A 15,596-nucleotide genomic window follows, 5' to 3' on the forward strand; every position below is an offset into this window, starting at 1 on the left:
TAGCAAATACAGCACGCCACAGAACACATCATATAGATCAACCGTACGGGGCTTGGTCTGTTTGCGTACACTTTCCAGCAAAGGACGGATCTGTTNGAACGCTTCCCTGCTCACATCACTGGGGTATTTCTTTCTCATGCCGCAGCTTACGACATTCAAATGATTGTGAACAGGTTCTTAGCCTGAATGGCGAGCCAGACCACCTCAAAACGGGTCGGGTTCTCAAAACAAGGCACCTTGCGCCCCCGGAAAAACTCGTACTCCGGGCTGTGAAGCTGTTGCCGGGGATTCAATACAATACGCACGTCATACCTCCTTCAAGACAGGCATGCCGTATTATCCCTGCGCAGCGGCAAGGAGACAAACAGATTGAAATACCCGTGCCCGCTCCACTGACCCAGTCGCAGGGAAAAACCAACCACCATCCAGCACCACAATTTGAAATGCACTTTGGGCTCGGAGTATCATTATGGATTGGAAGCTGGCTGCCAAAGCACTTCCGACACAACGTTCAAACAAGACGGAACCTGGGTTTTGATTACCAGCCTCCCGCTACTATCATGACAAAAGCACTTTCACTCAATCTACTTGAAGAATCATACGGCATTGCCCGCCTCGCCCCCACCGCCAACATTCCGCTCTGGGTGATCGGCCCCGGCTTCATGAGCCTGACCCGTACCAATGAAGAACTTTCAGTCACCTGCCTGGAGGAGCGCATCCCCGCCACCGCACAGGCATCACGTGGCTGGCGGGCACTGCAACTCAAAGGGCCGTTTGCCTTTGATGAGACGGGGATCATCTCAGCAGTCACTCATCCATTGTCACAAGCCGGTGTAGGTGTATTCGTGGTCTCCACCTACGACGGAGACCACGTGCTGGTCAAAGCAGACGATTTGGCACGCAGCATTTCAGCGCTGGAATCTGCGGGACATCAGATCGCTTACGCGACCCCTGACAAGTGAAATGACAAATCAACCGACCAAAAGAAATAGATCTGAAATCAGTGAGATTGGCTTATTCATTGCCAAATTCATTCTATATTTAATTGGTTTGGTGATTGTAAGGAGTCTGTTATACGGCCTTGGCAATCTATTCACCTAGCCATGCAAACAGGAATAGATGAAATCAGGCATCCAATGCTACTCCTGCCACAAAAGTGATCTACCCCCAGCGTGATTCTGTAATGCCTTTGACATCATTCATCTTCACTGTAAACAGATGCCCGGCCTGTGGCTGTGTAGCAAGATGCTCGGCGGACAATCCCACACGTGCGCTGGTGATGAACAAGGTATCCAATGCTGCACCGCCAAAGGCGACACAACTGGGCTGGCTTACCGGTACGGAAATGACGCGGTCAATCTGTCCGTCTGGCCGATAACGCACCACGCGGGAACTGCCCCATTCGGCATTCCAGATGTAGCCCTGCGCATCAACTGTGGAGCCATCCGGGTAACCCTCTGGCACCGGCGCGAATACGCGCAGATTGCTCACCTGCCCTGTGCGGGCATCGTAGTCGCAGCACTGGATGCAACGTGCGACGCCATCACTGAAATACAGGGTCCGACCATCCAGCGATAGGCACAGACTGTTGGGAATGGCGACAGGTGGCAGGTGCAGCTTTTCAAGCTGGCCCGCAGCCGTGTAGCGATACCAGGTGCCACGCGGTTTCTGCTCGACCTCGTCATAGGTGCCAAACAGGAAATTACCGTCGCGGTCGCACCGCCCGTCATTGAGGCGTGTATACGGTTTGTCCGTATCCACATCACATAAACGGGTCGCCTCACCTGATTCGGTATTCAGAAACGACAACCCATCTTCGAACCCTACCAGCAGCCGTTGCGGGTCAGCCGTCAGCGCCATACACGCCGGTCGTGTTGATGTGCTCAGCATGGCCGGGGTAGCGTCTTCCGGCCCGAGCCGCCAGATACGTTTGCCAAGGATATCGAGCCAACGCAGGGTTTGCAGGCGCTCGTCCCACAGTACACATTCGCCCAGGGTATCTGCCACCGCGGCCTGCACAACAGGCTTTGCCAATAATTCCAGCATCATCATGCCTTGGCACGGGTGGCACAGGCCTTACGTGCGAGCCACACCCCGTAGAGCACAATCAGGCAGACAACCGCTACAAGGCTCCACTCCGGCAATTGCAGGCCCAGGATGGTAGGCTGGTTCTCGGCGCAATCAATCCCGCCAAACATGCCCGCGCGGAAGAAACCGTTGTAATTGCCGATCTGCAGGTAGTAGAACAACCCGGCGCTGCAATTGTCTTGGGCCGCGTCCAGGTGCGAGAGCAGGTAGGTCTGGCGCCCTGCACTTTCCAGTGCCAGCAACAAGCCCAACTCACCCATTCGCTGGATCACGATCCGCCCACGCTCCCAGGCTGCCGCCAAAAGGAAGCCAGCCCCGGCAAGCAGAAAAGACAGGCGCTGGAACCAGCACATGGCACAGGCCTCCAGATTGAAAATAGCTCCCAGCGTTACTGCGGCACCTACCGCCGCAAAGCACAGGATAGCGAGGCCAGCCAAGGCCAGACGAGGGCGACGCGCGTAGAAGTCAAGCATGGTGTGGTCGTGTTGGTGAGCAAAGAAGGAGGATAGATATTATTCTAGTTTTTTAGTTCCCGAGCCGGAATCAAGAGGCCCTTTTGGATTTTGTGCAGATGGATGGCGAGCTGGTGTTCTCTGTGTGCTCCAGAAAGCCTGCTTAGCAAAAAGACCCGTCTTCATAAAAAGAACGGGCCTTGTGATCGGAAAAAATCCAATTACGGACTACAGGATATCCAGATTCTGTACCCCGGCAAGCAGATCGCGGTCGGCATGCTTGCTGTTGAGCTTGATCTGCAAGCGCAGGTCATTGACCGAGTCCGCGTTACGCAGCGCATCTTCAAAGGTAATGAGTTCGTTTTCGTACAGATCGAACAAGGCTTGGTCAAAGGTCTGCATCCCCAGTTCGCGGGAGCGCTTCATTACTTCCTTGATTTCATGCACTTCGCCACGGAAGATCAGGTCCGAGATCAGCGGCGAATTGAGCAACACTTCCACAGCGGCGATCCGGCCTTTGGTACCCTTACGCGGCAGCAGGCGTTGCGAAATCAGCGAACGCAGGTTCAGGGACAAATCCATCAACAACTGGGCGCGACGCTCTTCAGGGAAGAAGTTGATGATCCGGTCGATGGCCTGGTTGGCACTGTTGGCGTGCAAGGTAGCCAGACACAAGTGACCCGTTTCGGCAAAGGCCACGGCGTAGTCCATGGTTTCGCGGTCGCGGATTTCCCCCATCAGGATCACGTCCGGCGCCTGCCGCAAGGTGTTCTTCAGGCCCGCCTCCCAGGAATCGGTATCCAGGCCGATCTCGCGTTGAGTCACCACGCAATTTTTGTGGGCATGCACGAATTCGATGGGGTCTTCCAGCGTAATGATATGGCCGTAGCTGTTCTCGTTACGATAGTCGAGCATTGAGGCCAACGAAGTTGTTTTACCCGTACCCGTACCGCCGACGAAAATCACCAGCCCGCGCTTGGTCATGCCGATGTCACGCAAAATCGGAGGGAGATTCAGCTCTTCCAAGGTGGGGATGCGCTGGGCGATGGTCCGCGCAATCAAGCCGATACGCCCTTGCTGCACGAAGGCATTCATCCGGAAACGCCCTACTCCGGCGGGAGAGATGGCAAAGTTGCATTCCTTGGTCGATTCGAATTCGGCGGACTGCTTGTCGTTCATCACCGCGCGGGCAATTTCCTGGGTGTGCTGCGGGGTCAACACCTGATTGGATTGCGGCATGATCCGGCCGTCGATCTTGATGGCTGGCGGGAAGCCCGATGTGATGAAAAGGTCGGAACCTTTCTTGGTCACCATCAATTTCAAAAGGTCTTGTACAAATTTGACTGCCTGATCGCGTTCCATATTCCATCCACTTTGGGCAGGCTACCCCTGCCCTGTTCATTGATCGTGTCCCACCCTGGTCGGGTAAGACGAAAGCTGCGTTGCCGATCTTTCAGCCGCCGGGGAAGAGATCCTTGTTGGCGGCCCGCACACGTGCTTCCCCAGGAGAAACGATGTTGCGGCGAACCAGGTCTTGCAGGCACTGGTCGAGCGTCTGCATGCCAAACTGTTGGCCGGTCTGAATTGAAGAGTACATCTGCGCGACCTTGGCCTCACGAATCAGGTTACGGATAGCGGGAGTGCCGATCATGATTTCGTGCGCGGCCACACGGCCTTGGCCGTCCTTGGTCTTGAGCAGGGTTTGCGAGATCACCGCCCGCAGGGACTCAGAAAGCATGGCACGGATCATTTCCTTTTCTTCCGCCGGAAACACGTCGACCACACGGTCAATGGTCTTGGCAGCAGACGAGGTGTGCAACGTGCCAAACACCAAGTGGCCGGTTTCCGCCGCCGTCATAGCCAGCCGGATGGTTTCCAGGTCGCGCAACTCCCCCACCAGGATCACGTCCGGGTCTTCCCGCAGCGCGCTACGCAAGGCGTTAGAGAAAGAATGCGTATCGCGGTGTACTTCACGCTGGTTGATCAGGCAGCGCTTGCTCTGGTGTACGAATTCGATCGGGTCTTCAATGGTCAAAATGTGGGCATGGTGGTTCTCGTTCACATAGTCGACCATCGCCGCCAGCGTGGTGGACTTGCCCGAGCCGGTTGGCCCTGTCACCAGCACGATGCCACGCGGCTGCTCAGAAATATCCTTGAATACCTTGGGGCAGTTCAGATCTTCCAGCGACAGCACCTTCGACGGAATGGTCCGGAACACCGCACCGGCGCCACGTTCCTGCACAAAGGCGTTAACCCGGAAACGCGCCAGATTGGGCACGGCAAACGAGAAGTCGCACTCCAGGAACTCTTCATATTGCTTGCGCTGCCCGTCGTTCATGATGTCATACACCATGGCGTGGACTTCCTTGTGTTCCAGCGGCGGCAGGTTGATGCGGCGCACATCCCCGTTAACGCGGATCATTGGAGGCAGGCCGGCGGACAAATGCAAGTCGGAAGCCTTGTTCTTGACGGAGAATGCAAGCAGTTCAGTAATTTCCATGGACTTATCGTTTCCTGAAAGCAAAGCGGGTGATGGCGACATGGCTGATATAATCCACACCATTGGGCCATACTGTAACCCACAAGACGGAACATTATATGACGGACATAGCCGCCAATCTAAATGGGGTTCGTACCCTTGTGGACGCAGCGACACATCAATCCGACCGACGGAAGGGTTGTGTAACGCTCCTGGCGGTCTCCAAAACCTGCTCCGCTGACGCCATCCGTGAGGCTGCAGCGGCCGGGCAACGAGATTTTGGCGAGAATTACCTGCAAGAGGCCCTCGACAAGATCGAAGCGCTGGTTGACCTGGATCTGGTCTGGCATTTCATCGGCCCCATACAGAGCAACAAGACACGCCCCATTGCCAGCCATTTTCAGTGGGTGCATGCAGTCGATCGCCTCAAGGTTGCCCAACGCCTGTCAGAACAGCGCGATGCGGCCTTGCCAGACCTGAACATCTGTTTGCAGGTCAATGTCAGTGGCGAAGACAGTAAAAGCGGCGTGGCCCCAGAAGAACTCCCGGCACTGGCCAGTGCCGTGGCACGGCTCCCGCACCTGCGTCTGCGTGGATTGATGTGCATTCCTGAACCCACGCCGGATGAGGCGCTGCTGGCCCAACGCTTCGGCTTGCTGCGCACACTGCGTGACCAATTGCAGCACACCCTGAACCTTGAATTGGACACACTGTCCATGGGCATGTCTGCCGACATGGCGCAGGCCATTGCCGCAGGTTCCACCATGGTGCGCATCGGGACTGCGATTTTTGGCAGTCGCCCACCTCGCCCAGAGGCTTGAAATCGTGCATGTCCACACCCAACTGCAATCCATCTTTTACGACACGCGTACCCTGACTCATGAAGATCACCTTCCTCGGCGGCGGCAATATGGCCTCCGCACTCATCGGCGGCCTGCTCAAGCAAGGTTTTGCCGCCTCTGACATCCAGGCTGTGGAACTGCTGGATGCGGGCCGCGAACGTCTCGCCCAGGCTTTCGGCATCCGCGCCGTGGCTGCACCGGACGCCACCGCATTGGCTTGTGACGTACTGGTGCTGGCCGTCAAACCGCAGCAGATGCGCGAAGCATTGGCCCCGTTTGCCGGGCAACTCGGGCAACAACTGGTAATCAGCATTGCCGCCGGGCTGCGTCTGCAAGACCTCTCCCGCTGGCTCGGAGGCCACACCCGCATGGTGCGCGCCATGCCCAACACCCCCGCGCTGATTGGCAAAGGGGTGACCGGACTCTTCGCCAGCGAAGGCGTGAGCCCTGCGGACCGTGAGGCAGTCGGGCACATCCTCGGTGCCGTGGGAACAAGCGTGTGGGTGGAACGCGAAGAGCTGATCGAAGCCGTAACAGCGCTCTCCGGCAGCGGCCCAGCCTATGTTTTCCACTTTATCGAAGCCTTGCAGGCCGGTGGTCAGGCACTGGGGCTCTCGGCTGACACAGCCCTCAAGCTCGCCATCGAAACCCTTGTGGGCGCTTCCGCACTGGCGGCTCAAAGTGGAGAATCTCCTGCTGTATTGCGCGAACGTGTCACATCCAAGGGAGGCACCACTTACGCCGCGCTCCAAAGCCTAGCTGCAGACAAGTTCCCGGCCATCATTGCGCGGGCGCTGGAAGCTGCTGCCACGCGGGGCAAGGAAATGGGCGAACAACTTGGCCGTGACACGGCCTGAACCAGGGAGATTCTTGATGGGAATGCTGATCGGCGTACTGTCCATGATCATTCAGACAGTTGCAGGCTTTTTCACCATGACGTTGTTGATACGCACGGCCATGCGCTTCATGCGCATCTCGTTCGTCAGCCAACTCGGGCAATTTGTGCTGGCGACCACCAACTGGGTGGTCAATCCGCTTCAACGCATACTACCCAGCATAGGCCGGGTGGATTTGTGCTCCCTCGTTCCAGCCTGGCTGATCCAGGTCTTGCTGGTGATGGTGCTGGCCCTTCTCAATATGCGAGCCATCAATCTGGCGATGCTATTCGGCGCAGCCGCAATCGTGGGGGCCTTGAACCTGCTGTCCGTTGCGCTCATGCTGCTCAGCGGGGTGGTAATCGTGGCGGCGATCCTCTCCTGGGTCAATCCATACGCCCCCATCGTGCCCTTGCTCAATAGCTTGATCGCCCCTTTCCTGGCGCCATTCAGAAAAATCGTGCCACCGATCTCAGGCGTGGATCTTTCCCCCCTGCTTCTGCTGCTGGTCCTGCAGATTCTGCAATTTGTACTCCAAAACAGCAGTACCAGCCTCTTGCATTTCTTCTGAAGCCGGGCATGGACCCCATTCGCCAAACCCCTGATGGCGCCGTGTTGCTCAATCTACATGTGCAACCCGGCGCCAAGCGCACTGAATTCATGGGGATACATGGCGAAGCCGTCAAAATCCGTTTGGCCGCGCCCCCTGTTGAGGGCAAGGCCAACGCCTGCCTGCTGGCATTTCTCTCAGACTTTACAGGCCTGCCCAAGCGTTCTGTGGTGCTGCTACAGGGCGAGACCCATCGCAGCAAGCTGGTACGTATTGATGACACCAACCCTGGCATCGTGCGCAAACTTTATCAGGCGGCGGGTTTGACACCTCCCGACTGAACATATTTTCCTTGGGGCAGAGGTGTGCCCTGGCCTTTTTTGACTGGAGTCTTCATGAATATCCCTCCTCTTCTGCGCTATGTCATATTGACCAGTGCCATTGTCGGCCTGACGTGCAGTACGGCACAGGCAGCGCTGACCCCACAAGTCGAAAAGCTGTTGGCCACCTCCAACGAGAACATCTCTCTGGCTGCCGAGCAGGCCCAGTTCAACTGGCGCAGCAAAACGTCCATCGACAATGCCACCGCCGAACGCGATCTGGTCGCAGCCAGCGTGACCGTCAGTATTGCGAATGGCATACCAGAAGCCTTGGCACGCGAATTTTTCCGCGCCCAGATTGATGCCAACAAAGCCGAGCAATGGCGCCTGTACCAAGGATGGTTGTCCGGCAAGAGCATCCCTCCCGCTGCCGACCCGGATTCAGACGCCGCAACGGCCCAACAACTGGCAGTACGCAGCGAGGCGCTCAATCGCCGCCAACTGGCCGCCCTGGCCGAAGCAAGCCCACTGCTGGCGAAAAGCACTGCACAGGAAATCCTGGCCGCACGCCCAGCCGACACCAACACGCTGAGCTGGAAGATTGCCGCAGCCCCTCTGACGGCGCGTGCCCAGGCACAAACAGACGAATCCCGCCTGGATGTTGTGCAACGTAGCGGGCTGTTGCGTGTATGCATGACAGGGGACTACAAGCCCTTCACCCTTTGGCGCGCAGATCGCTATGCCTTTGAAGGGGTGGATGTGGAAATCGGTCGGCAACTGGCCGCAAGCCTGAAGGTGGATGTACAATTTGTGCCGACCACCTGGGGCGGATTGATGAACGATTTCCTGGCCAATCGTTGCGATATCGCCAGTGGCGGTATTTCCATCGTCATGGATCGTGTGCGCCAAGCATTCTTCTCCGTGCCTGTACATACCGACGGTAAAACACCTATTGTGCGCTGCGCGGACAAAGACCGCTTCCAGACACTGGAGCAGATTGACAGCCCCGATGTACGCGTCATCGTCAATCCGGGCGGCACCAACGAGCGCTTTGCCCGTGCCCGGCTCAAGCGGGCGCCCATCACGGTCTTCCCAGACAACGTAACGATCTTTGAGCAGATTCTGCAGAACAACGCCGACGTCATGATGACGGATGCCATCGAGACCCAACTGCAACAGAAGCAACACCCAGGACTATGCGCTGTGCATCCTGACAAGCCATTCACGGTCAGTGAGAAAGCCTACATGCTGCCGCGAGGGGATATGGTATTCAAGGAGTATGTCGACCAGTTTCTGCATAGTGCGCTCATTGATAGGACTTACCAGAAACTGCTTGATGGCTGGTTGAAGTAATTCTGCCCAGGATTTGCAGGCAAAAAAACACCGGGTCAGCGTCATGCTGCCCGGTGAAATCATCATCAGGAGAATGCAAAAGAAAGGCTGGCGGCCTACTTCGTGGAGCGATTGTGCTCAGATACCAATGTATTGAGCTTGGCGCGCTGCTCGGGCGTCAGAACATCCAGCACCTTACGATGTCCTTCTACCAGGGAGAGTGCCATTTGCCCATGCAGGCGGCCAATGCGTTCTGAAATTTCAGCCGCCTTCTTGGCGTCATAACTATCGGCCGACGCCACGTCACGCAAGGCGATATGCTCTTCGCGCAGATTGCGTTCGATGGGGCGCAGTGCATCCGATTGTGCGTCACGCAACAAGCGCAGTTGCTTTTGCTGTTCAGCACTCAGGTCAAGCTTGCGCAGCATCGCAAAATAATGATGCTCCATACCGGCGTGCATGCTTCGACCCGCCATCTGCATGGTATCTGCGTCACCATGGCTTGGCGCTGCAGCCATGGCGCTTGAGACTGGCAAGGCCAATGCCAAAGAGCTGACCATCAGAAAGCGGCGGATAATCTGTTCAGTTTTGGACTGCATCGCGTGCTCCACTGTACGGGTTGTTGATGTATGCATTCTGCACGCAGGCATTACAACAGGTTGTAATGCTTGGTAAGCGGATGTAACAACTCACCGAAGTGGGTAGATTCAGACCGGCTCAGCCGATCTCGACGCGGTTCTTGCCCTGTCGCTTGGCGCTATACATGGCCTTGTCGGCACGCCCAATCGCTTCCTCCGGTGCCTCGCCATCCTTGATTTCGGTGACGCCGGCACTGAAAGTGATCAATAGCTTCTGGTTCTCGTGCAGGAAGAAACGCTTGGTCAGCTCACGTTGCAGGCGACGCATGACGATGGCGGCATCCTCCATGCCCGTATCGGGCAGCAGCACAAGAAACTCCTCGCCGCCGTAGCGGGCGCAGGAGTCCTGTGGACGCAGATTCTCACGGATAACCATGGCGAGATGACGCAAGGCATCGTCACCCGTGGCGTGGCCGTAGGTGTCATTGAGCGCTTTGAAATTATCAACGTCCAGCAGGGAAATGCTGAGCAAGCTGCTGCGCCGCACTTGGCGGGCCATCTCGCGTTCCAGCATCTCTTCAAAGCCCTTGCGGTTGAGCGCACCGGTCAGTGGGTCGTGGCGCACCATTTCGCTGGCCTGTGAAAGTTCGGTTTCCAGCCGGGCGATTTCCTTGTGTGCCTGGTCTACCGTGGTACGCAAACTCTGCAGTTCGGCTTGCGAACGGCGGGCACTCTGCTCAACAGTCTGCGTCTCCTTGGCGATGTCATCCACCAAGCCAGCCAGTTCCTGCAGACTGCCAGCCGTGCTGATGCGTTCTGCAAAGGCCGTGATCTTGCCGTGATAGTTACCGGTTGATTCAGCCAATTCACCCAGGCGATCCACAAAGAACGCCAACATTTCGCGCAGCCGGTTTTGCGCCTCCGTCAGACTGCGTTTGATCGTGCCTTGTTTATGGATCACATCGCGCAGGCGTTCGCCCAACTCAGCCAGAGAATTCTTGTCGAGCGGACGAGAGAACAGCTCCAGCAGCACCGACATCTGGCCTTGCAGCCATTTGTCTTCAATCACCAGTTCGCCAATGTTCTCGATGATCAGCTGCAACAGATTCAACAGTGCCTGGCGGATGTAGCTCTGATCCTGTGCCGCCCACTGTACCTTGTAGGCAAACTGCTTGAGCCGCTGGTCGAACGCCTCACCCGCCCCCTCCACCGGATCACGCAGTACCTTGCCCAAGGCCGTGGCTTCCCCGGCCAGTTCAGGCGTATCAATGAGGAGCATGCCCACTGCCGTTTCCAGCAGGCTGGCCAGCAGGATGCGCCACTCTTCCGGTGCAGCAGCCAGCCCTGGCTTTGCCTCCTCGACATGCGCAGGCTCAGACACAGCCGATGCAGCGGCAACAGGGGCAGACTCGGCCGCAACATCCACGCTGTTGGCAGCAGGCAGCAGAGCCCACCCCTTGATCAAGCCTTGCAGACGGGAGTGTAAAAGAGTGGGGTCGACCGAACCTTCAAGCACCCGGCTAAGCGCCTCCTGCTTGGTGAAGCTATTCAGGCCCGATTGACGGCGCTCAACCTGGACAAGCACCTCACGGATCAAGGCGTTCCAGTTCAGCGGCTCTTCGGCCTGCTCCGAGACCATCGTAACCAGTTGCTGCTTGAGCGCAAGCCAGCTCTTCTCTGCGATCACCGCCTCAAACTGGCGCGCCACCTTGAGCTGCTCAGGCGTCACCCTCGGCAAAGCCGTCACGATCTGGCGCAGGGAACGCTCCGGAAAACCTTCTTCTGGCGGGCTACCCAGAATCTCATGGTAGATCTCCCGGAAATTTTCCGGTGTAGGCGGAATACGGCGCGTAGCCAGCCGACGCAGGACTTCCCGGGCAATTTCAGAAGGAGAATTCAGATCAACCATAATGTGACAGTTCCGGGAAGTCCGAGACGCTCCGATGCAAGATGCACAAGTCTAGTCCACCAAACCGTGTTTCAACCCATAGTGCGTCAATTCAGCATTGTTGTGCAGACGCATTTTTTCAAGTAAGCGCGCACGATAAACGCTCACCGTCTTCACGCTCAGGTTCAACTGCTCGGCAATCTGGGTCAAAGTCTTACCTGAGGCGATCATGCACAGTGTCTGGTACTCCCGGTCGGAGAGCTTCTCATGCGGCGGGCGATCCAGGTCTTCGCCAATCGCGTTGGCCAATTCCTCAGCCACCTCGGCGCTCACATATTTCTTGCCACTGGCCACTTGGCGCAGCGCTGTCACCAATTGCTCCGGCGCAGCCTGCTTGGATAAATAACCCGCAGCACCCGCCCGCAGGGCACGCACAGCGTATTGCTCCTCTGGGTGCATGCTCAGAATCAACACCGGCAGGCGCGGAAATTCTTTTTTGACGAGTTTGAGTGTGTCAATACCGTTGCGGTCCGGCATGGAGACATCCATGAGTACCACATCGCACTCCAGGGTACGCAGCAGTTGCATGGCACTTACGCCACCGTCGGCCTCGCCCGCCAGCTCGAGGTCCTCGGTATCGGACAGTATCTGCTTCAAACCGTGGCGGATGATGGCGTGATCGTCTGCAATCAAAACTCTGATTTTGTGAGCCATCTTATTGATCCAAACCAGTTCGTTCCATCCTAGCCTCCCGCTGCGCCAAGGGAGCACGCAACAAAACCAGGGTACCCTGTGGCACGCCTGTACGAATTTCCATCTCACCACCCAACTGCCGCAAACGCTCACGAATGCTACGCAGCCCAAAGGATTTGGGTTTGGACATATCTTCGATGCGCACACCGCGCCCGTCGTCCCCCACCTCTAGCACAATATCATCCCCTTCCTGCATCAGGCGCACTTCTACCCGACTTGCCGCCGCATGCTTGCTGACATTGGTCAAGGCCTCCTGATAAGTGCGGAACAATGCCAAGGCAGTCCCCTCATCCGTTTCAATATCGTGATCCGCACACAGCACCTCACAGCGGATGCCGGTACGTTGCGCATAGTCCTCGGCATAGCTCTCAACGGCAGCAGCCAGACCGAATTCCTTGAGAATACCGGGGCGCAGCTCACGCGCCACCCGCCCGGCAGTTGTGATTGCCTCATCCAGCATATGCTCAATATCACGCACCCTGCCCCGCAATGCAGGCTCACCATCCAGCTTCGCCCCCAGCAAAGAGGCGGAAATCTTGATCCCGACCAAAGTGCCGCCCAGTACATCGTGAATATCACGGGCAATCCGCTCGCGTTCTTCCTCCTTTACCCGCTGAAGGTGATCAGACAGCTCCGCCAGTTGGGCGCGAGAAGCCCGCAATTGCATTTCTGCCTGCTTGCTATGGGTGATGTTCCACATCACCCCTTCCCACACCACGCGCCCGTTAGCCAGTGCCCGAGGCGAACAGCGCACATTGATCCACTTGAAGTCATCCTCGGCCAGGAAAATGCGGCCCTCCCAATTCAAGGTCACGCCACGCTGCGCCGCACTACGGAATGCCTGAAGAAACTCCTCCCGATCCTGTGTCTGCATCAGATCCAGCAACAAATCGCTGTGCCCCAGCAAGGCATCGGCAGGCATCCCCAAAAGCATCTGGCTGGCTTCGCTCACGAACAGAAACCGCAGGGCATCCCCCGCCTCCACCCGCATTTGAAACAGCACCCCTGGCACATTTGCCGCCATGGCCTGGAAACGTGCCTCGCTGACCTGCACGGCTCCCAGCGCCTCACGCCGTTCGCAGCGGATCAACGCCTCACGACGCTCACGCTCAATAACGGGAACGAGACGATCCAGCCGATCCTTGAGCAGATAATCCTGAGCCCCCGCCCGCATCAGATTGCAGGCCGTTTCCTCATCAATCATGCCGGAGACCACGATGAATGGCAGATCCATCTGGTAGCACAACACCATCTCCAACGCCTGCGCAGCGGAAAAACCCGGCAAGGAGTAATCCGAGATCACCACATCCCAGCCCCCCTCCTCCTGCAAAGCGGCCTCCAGCTTCGCCAGCGTATACACTTGGCGCGAGTGCAGCACATAGCCCGCCTTGAGCAGATGGCGCAACAGCAGCAAGGCATCATCCTCATTATCTTCAACCAGCAGCACACGCAAAGGCGTGGGGGCAAGCGTATAGCGCATGGGTACAAAACCTGTATGAGCAAGGGCACCACCAAGGAAGATGGCGCCGAATCGATAATGATACGCCAAGCACTCACACCAAATCCGTTTTGATGTACAATCACGCCCCGCGCAAGGAGTTTCCTGCTTGCGCCACGGCAACACACCGTGCCGCTTTAGCTCAGTTGGTAGAGCAACCGCCTTGTAAGCGGTAGGTCATCTGTTCGAGTCAGATAAGCGGCACCACGATACCTTCTCCGAAGTTTTTCGACTTCCGGCAAAAACGCTCTAATCCCAAGCACTGCAAGTGCTGCTTCCCGTAATTTTTCGGGGTTCGAGGTGTTTCGGCTTTTTCTGCCTTTTTCCGTCTTTTATCGACACGACTGCACCCAAAATGTACCAGAACTTATGCGTGGCACATGTTGCGGCGGCGTATTGGAAGTGCTCTGACAGCGGGTAGGTAGGCAGACAAGCGGAAAGCCGCGCACATCATAGCCGGACACGGCCCCACCTTCCCTTGCATCGAAAGGCACCAGCACGCACTGGCAGCCAGTCGGACGGAGGAAGGCTGATGGTTTGACTTTGAGGGGGATTCGGCGCAGAAATCGGACGATCCATCCGATCATCATGAATCGTCTGAACAATCAGCACGTGCTGCCCGCATTTGGACGATCGAAAATAAATTCCATACGCGTATTTATGCATTGCCAGCCAGGAAACTCAACAGCAACTCAGCGAGAGTCTCGGCGTCACATTCTCATAATCAATCATCAAACCTCACTGGCTGCATAAACCAGCCGATCACCCCCAGCACAAGCATCACCCCTGCCACCCAACGCAATACACGCCAAGGACCACCACCGGAGCGGAGGATTTCAAAGCTCTCCACGTAAACCGTTTCGCATGCGCCATTCCCACTATCTGTGCGCACCGTGCTGGTACCACGATGGAATTCAAAACCGTGGTGATGGGAATACTCGGCCAGATAACCCCGAAAGCGCACCTGATCACCTACCTCGACCTTGTGCATCAAGCGCGCCAATGCCGGATCATCGGCAAGCAGATGATTGTTGGATACAGCAGCCTGATTGAATGCCGCCCACACTTCATTGGAGCCGGTACTGTAATTGCAGGTGAATTGGCCGTTGGAGAAGCTGATCTGCCGATACACATCACTCTCAATATTGCTGCCCCACACCACACAGAGGTCTGTGATATTGAGCGCATCATTCGATTCACGATGCAGGTAGTCCCACCACGTATCGGCATTGTGTTTGCTGACAATCAGCCCATTCAGATCATAGCGATAAAGTGGTTTGACCGTATAAGTGATACCACCGGACACCACATCGAACGGGGCCATTGCCACGGGCGTTTGTTCAGGCTCCCCCTGCAAACTGGCCACCAGTTCACTACGCTCTGGCAAAACGCTCGAACGCCATAGGCTGACGGCAAGCAATACCACACCTACCAACAGAAAATATTTAAGGAACTGCCGCATCGCCAAACCTTTCTATGCGCCATCAGGAAGCAGCTTACGATCCGCAATGAGAGACAGTAACCAGGATTCAGGAATTTTAACCGCAAACCCATCCCAGCCATACCAACAGGCGATATACGACAGATGTCACCCAAAAATTAGCAACAATAATATTCTGAGGGAAAATCACTCAACTTTGAGCGCCGCTATAGGTCTCAGAACCTGTTCACAATCATTTGAATGTCGTAAGCTGCGGCATGAGAAAGAAATACCCCAGTGATGTGAGCAGGGAAGCGTTCGAACAGATCCGTCCTTTGCTGGAAAGTGTACGCAAACAGACCAAGCCCCGTACGGTTGATCTATATGATGTGTTCTGTGGCGTGCTGTATTTGCTAAAAAGTGGCTGCCAGTGGCGGATGCTGCCCAGTGAATATCCGAAATGGCGCACGGTGCATGCCTATTTCGCCAAGTGGAGCGAACTTGGTCCAGACGGTTTAAGC

18 protein-coding genes and 1 tRNA gene are annotated in these 15,596 nt (G+C 56.6%); 8 read left to right on the forward strand and 11 right to left on the reverse strand.

Annotated features, from left to right (window positions below; all coding sequences use genetic code 11):
• Positions 1-138 (reverse strand): hypothetical protein (locus B145_RS25735; RefSeq protein WP_018608284.1); only part of this gene is annotated, 138 nt, incomplete at its 3' end.
• A 17-nt stretch (positions 139-155) separates the two neighbouring features.
• Positions 156-305, reverse strand: a complete 150-nt coding sequence (locus B145_RS28715) for a hypothetical protein (RefSeq protein ID WP_018608285.1) — start codon at positions 303-305, stop codon at positions 156-158.
• A gap of 255 nt (positions 306-560) precedes the next feature.
• On the opposite strand from B145_RS28715, the gene B145_RS0114400 reads away from it, so the two are divergent.
• Positions 561-962, forward strand: coding sequence for an ACT domain-containing protein (locus tag B145_RS0114400; protein WP_018608286.1), 402 nt, complete (start codon positions 561-563; stop codon positions 960-962).
• Between the two features lie 199 nt (positions 963-1,161).
• On the opposite strand, the gene B145_RS0114405 is transcribed toward B145_RS0114400, so the two are convergent.
• The 4 genes from B145_RS0114405 to B145_RS0114420 form a co-directional block, all read right to left on the reverse strand.
• On the reverse strand, positions 1,162-2,052 hold the full coding sequence (locus B145_RS0114405) for an SMP-30/gluconolactonase/LRE family protein (protein WP_211209841.1): 891 nt from the start codon (positions 2,050-2,052) through the stop codon (positions 1,162-1,164).
• Positions 2,049-2,561 carry a disulfide bond formation protein B gene (locus B145_RS0114410; protein ID WP_018608288.1) on the reverse strand — a complete coding sequence of 171 codons (513 nt, stop codon included), beginning with the start codon at positions 2,559-2,561 and terminating at the stop codon, positions 2,049-2,051. Before B145_RS0114410 ends, B145_RS0114405 begins: the two co-directional genes overlap by 4 nt.
• 207 nt (positions 2,562-2,768) lie before the next feature.
• On the reverse strand, positions 2,769-3,902 hold the full coding sequence (locus B145_RS0114415; protein WP_018608289.1) for a PilT/PilU family type 4a pilus ATPase: 1,134 nt from the start codon (positions 3,900-3,902) through the stop codon (positions 2,769-2,771).
• A gap of 91 nt (positions 3,903-3,993) precedes the next feature.
• On the reverse strand, positions 3,994-5,040 hold the full coding sequence (locus B145_RS0114420) for a type IV pilus twitching motility protein PilT (RefSeq protein WP_018608290.1): 1,047 nt from the start codon (positions 5,038-5,040) through the stop codon (positions 3,994-3,996).
• Positions 5,041-5,138: 98 nt separating this feature from the next.
• Here B145_RS0114420 and B145_RS0114425 point away from each other — a divergent pair, with 98 nt between their 5' ends.
• From B145_RS0114425 to B145_RS28165, 5 genes are read left to right on the forward strand one after another with little or no spacing between them, the layout of a single operon-like run.
• Positions 5,139-5,840: a YggS family pyridoxal phosphate-dependent enzyme gene (locus B145_RS0114425; RefSeq protein WP_018608291.1), complete on the forward strand. Its 702-nt coding sequence runs from the start codon at positions 5,139-5,141 to the stop codon at positions 5,838-5,840.
• 59 nt (positions 5,841-5,899) lie between these two features.
• On the forward strand, positions 5,900-6,718 hold the full coding sequence (proC, locus tag B145_RS0114430) for a pyrroline-5-carboxylate reductase (protein ID WP_018608292.1): 819 nt from the start codon (positions 5,900-5,902) through the stop codon (positions 6,716-6,718).
• Between the two features lie 16 nt (positions 6,719-6,734).
• Entirely contained in the window at positions 6,735-7,307 is a 573-nt protein-coding gene (locus tag B145_RS0114435) for a YggT family protein (RefSeq protein ID WP_018608293.1), read from the forward strand.
• Positions 7,308-7,315: 8 nt separating this feature from the next.
• Entirely contained in the window at positions 7,316-7,627 is a 312-nt protein-coding gene (locus B145_RS0114440; RefSeq protein ID WP_018608294.1) for a DUF167 domain-containing protein, read from the forward strand.
• 54 nt (positions 7,628-7,681) lie between these two features.
• A complete protein-coding gene (locus B145_RS28165) occupies positions 7,682-8,959 on the forward strand; it encodes a transporter substrate-binding domain-containing protein (RefSeq protein ID WP_018608295.1) in 1,278 nt (425 codons plus the stop codon).
• Between the two features lie 95 nt (positions 8,960-9,054).
• Here B145_RS28165 and B145_RS0114450 read toward each other — a convergent pair whose 3' ends face one another.
• The 4 genes from B145_RS0114450 to B145_RS0114465 all read right to left on the reverse strand — a co-directional run bounded on the left by B145_RS0114450 (position 9,055) and on the right by B145_RS0114465 (position 13,637).
• Entirely contained in the window at positions 9,055-9,537 is a 483-nt protein-coding gene (locus B145_RS0114450; RefSeq protein ID WP_018608296.1) for a Spy/CpxP family protein refolding chaperone, read from the reverse strand.
• Between the two features lie 118 nt (positions 9,538-9,655).
• A complete protein-coding gene (locus B145_RS0114455; RefSeq protein WP_018608297.1) occupies positions 9,656-11,425 on the reverse strand; it encodes a GGDEF domain-containing protein in 1,770 nt (589 codons plus the stop codon).
• 51 nt (positions 11,426-11,476) lie between these two features.
• Positions 11,477-12,118, reverse strand: a complete 642-nt coding sequence (locus B145_RS0114460; protein ID WP_018608298.1) for a response regulator — start codon at positions 12,116-12,118, stop codon at positions 11,477-11,479.
• Position 12,119: 1 nt separating this feature from the next.
• Positions 12,120-13,637: a hybrid sensor histidine kinase/response regulator gene (locus tag B145_RS0114465; RefSeq protein WP_018608299.1), complete on the reverse strand. Its 1,518-nt coding sequence runs from the start codon at positions 13,635-13,637 to the stop codon at positions 12,120-12,122.
• Positions 13,638-13,786: 149 nt separating this feature from the next.
• Between B145_RS0114465 and B145_RS0114470 the strand changes: the two genes are divergently transcribed.
• Positions 13,787-13,862 (forward strand) — tRNA-Thr (locus B145_RS0114470).
• Positions 13,863-14,379: 517 nt separating this feature from the next.
• On the opposite strand, the gene B145_RS25740 is transcribed toward B145_RS0114470, so the two are convergent.
• Positions 14,380-15,117, reverse strand: coding sequence for a hypothetical protein (locus B145_RS25740; RefSeq protein ID WP_018608300.1), 738 nt, complete (start codon positions 15,115-15,117; stop codon positions 14,380-14,382).
• A 236-nt stretch (positions 15,118-15,353) separates the two neighbouring features.
• Between B145_RS25740 and B145_RS0114480 the strand changes: the two genes are divergently transcribed.
• Positions 15,354-15,596 (forward strand): IS5 family transposase (locus B145_RS0114480; protein ID WP_018608301.1); only part of this gene is annotated, 243 nt, incomplete at its 3' end.

This window comes from Uliginosibacterium gangwonense DSM 18521, from assembly GCF_000373965.1.
Taxonomy (GTDB): Bacteria; Pseudomonadota; Gammaproteobacteria; order Burkholderiales; family Rhodocyclaceae; genus Uliginosibacterium; species Uliginosibacterium gangwonense.

Bases quoted from the DNA above. Each gene is read 5' to 3' on its own strand.
- B145_RS0114400 (WP_018608286.1), top strand. From the start codon at position 561: ATGACAAAAGCACTTTCACTCAATCTACTTGAAGAATCATACGGCATT.
- B145_RS25740 (WP_018608300.1), bottom strand. From the start codon at position 15,117: ATGCGGCAGTTCCTTAAATATTTTCTGTTGGTAGGTGTGGTATTGCTT.
- B145_RS0114465 (WP_018608299.1), bottom strand. From the start codon at position 13,637: ATGCGCTATACGCTTGCCCCCACGCCTTTGCGTGTGCTGCTGGTTGAA.
- B145_RS0114435 (WP_018608293.1), top strand. From the start codon at position 6,735: ATGGGAATGCTGATCGGCGTACTGTCCATGATCATTCAGACAGTTGCA.
- B145_RS0114460 (WP_018608298.1), bottom strand. From the start codon at position 12,118: ATGGCTCACAAAATCAGAGTTTTGATTGCAGACGATCACGCCATCATC.
- B145_RS0114440 (WP_018608294.1), top strand. From the start codon at position 7,316: ATGGACCCCATTCGCCAAACCCCTGATGGCGCCGTGTTGCTCAATCTA.
- B145_RS0114425 (WP_018608291.1), top strand. From the start codon at position 5,139: ATGACGGACATAGCCGCCAATCTAAATGGGGTTCGTACCCTTGTGGAC.
- B145_RS0114455 (WP_018608297.1), bottom strand. From the start codon at position 11,425: ATGGTTGATCTGAATTCTCCTTCTGAAATTGCCCGGGAAGTCCTGCGT.
- B145_RS0114410 (WP_018608288.1), bottom strand. From the start codon at position 2,561: ATGCTTGACTTCTACGCGCGTCGCCCTCGTCTGGCCTTGGCTGGCCTC.
- proC (WP_018608292.1), top strand. From the start codon at position 5,900: ATGAAGATCACCTTCCTCGGCGGCGGCAATATGGCCTCCGCACTCATC.
- B145_RS0114405 (WP_211209841.1), bottom strand. From the start codon at position 2,052: ATGATGATGCTGGAATTATTGGCAAAGCCTGTTGTGCAGGCCGCGGTG.
- B145_RS0114450 (WP_018608296.1), bottom strand. From the start codon at position 9,537: ATGCAGTCCAAAACTGAACAGATTATCCGCCGCTTTCTGATGGTCAGC.
- B145_RS0114415 (WP_018608289.1), bottom strand. From the start codon at position 3,902: ATGGAACGCGATCAGGCAGTCAAATTTGTACAAGACCTTTTGAAATTG.
- B145_RS0114420 (WP_018608290.1), bottom strand. From the start codon at position 5,040: ATGGAAATTACTGAACTGCTTGCATTCTCCGTCAAGAACAAGGCTTCC.
- B145_RS28165 (WP_018608295.1), top strand. From the start codon at position 7,682: ATGAATATCCCTCCTCTTCTGCGCTATGTCATATTGACCAGTGCCATT.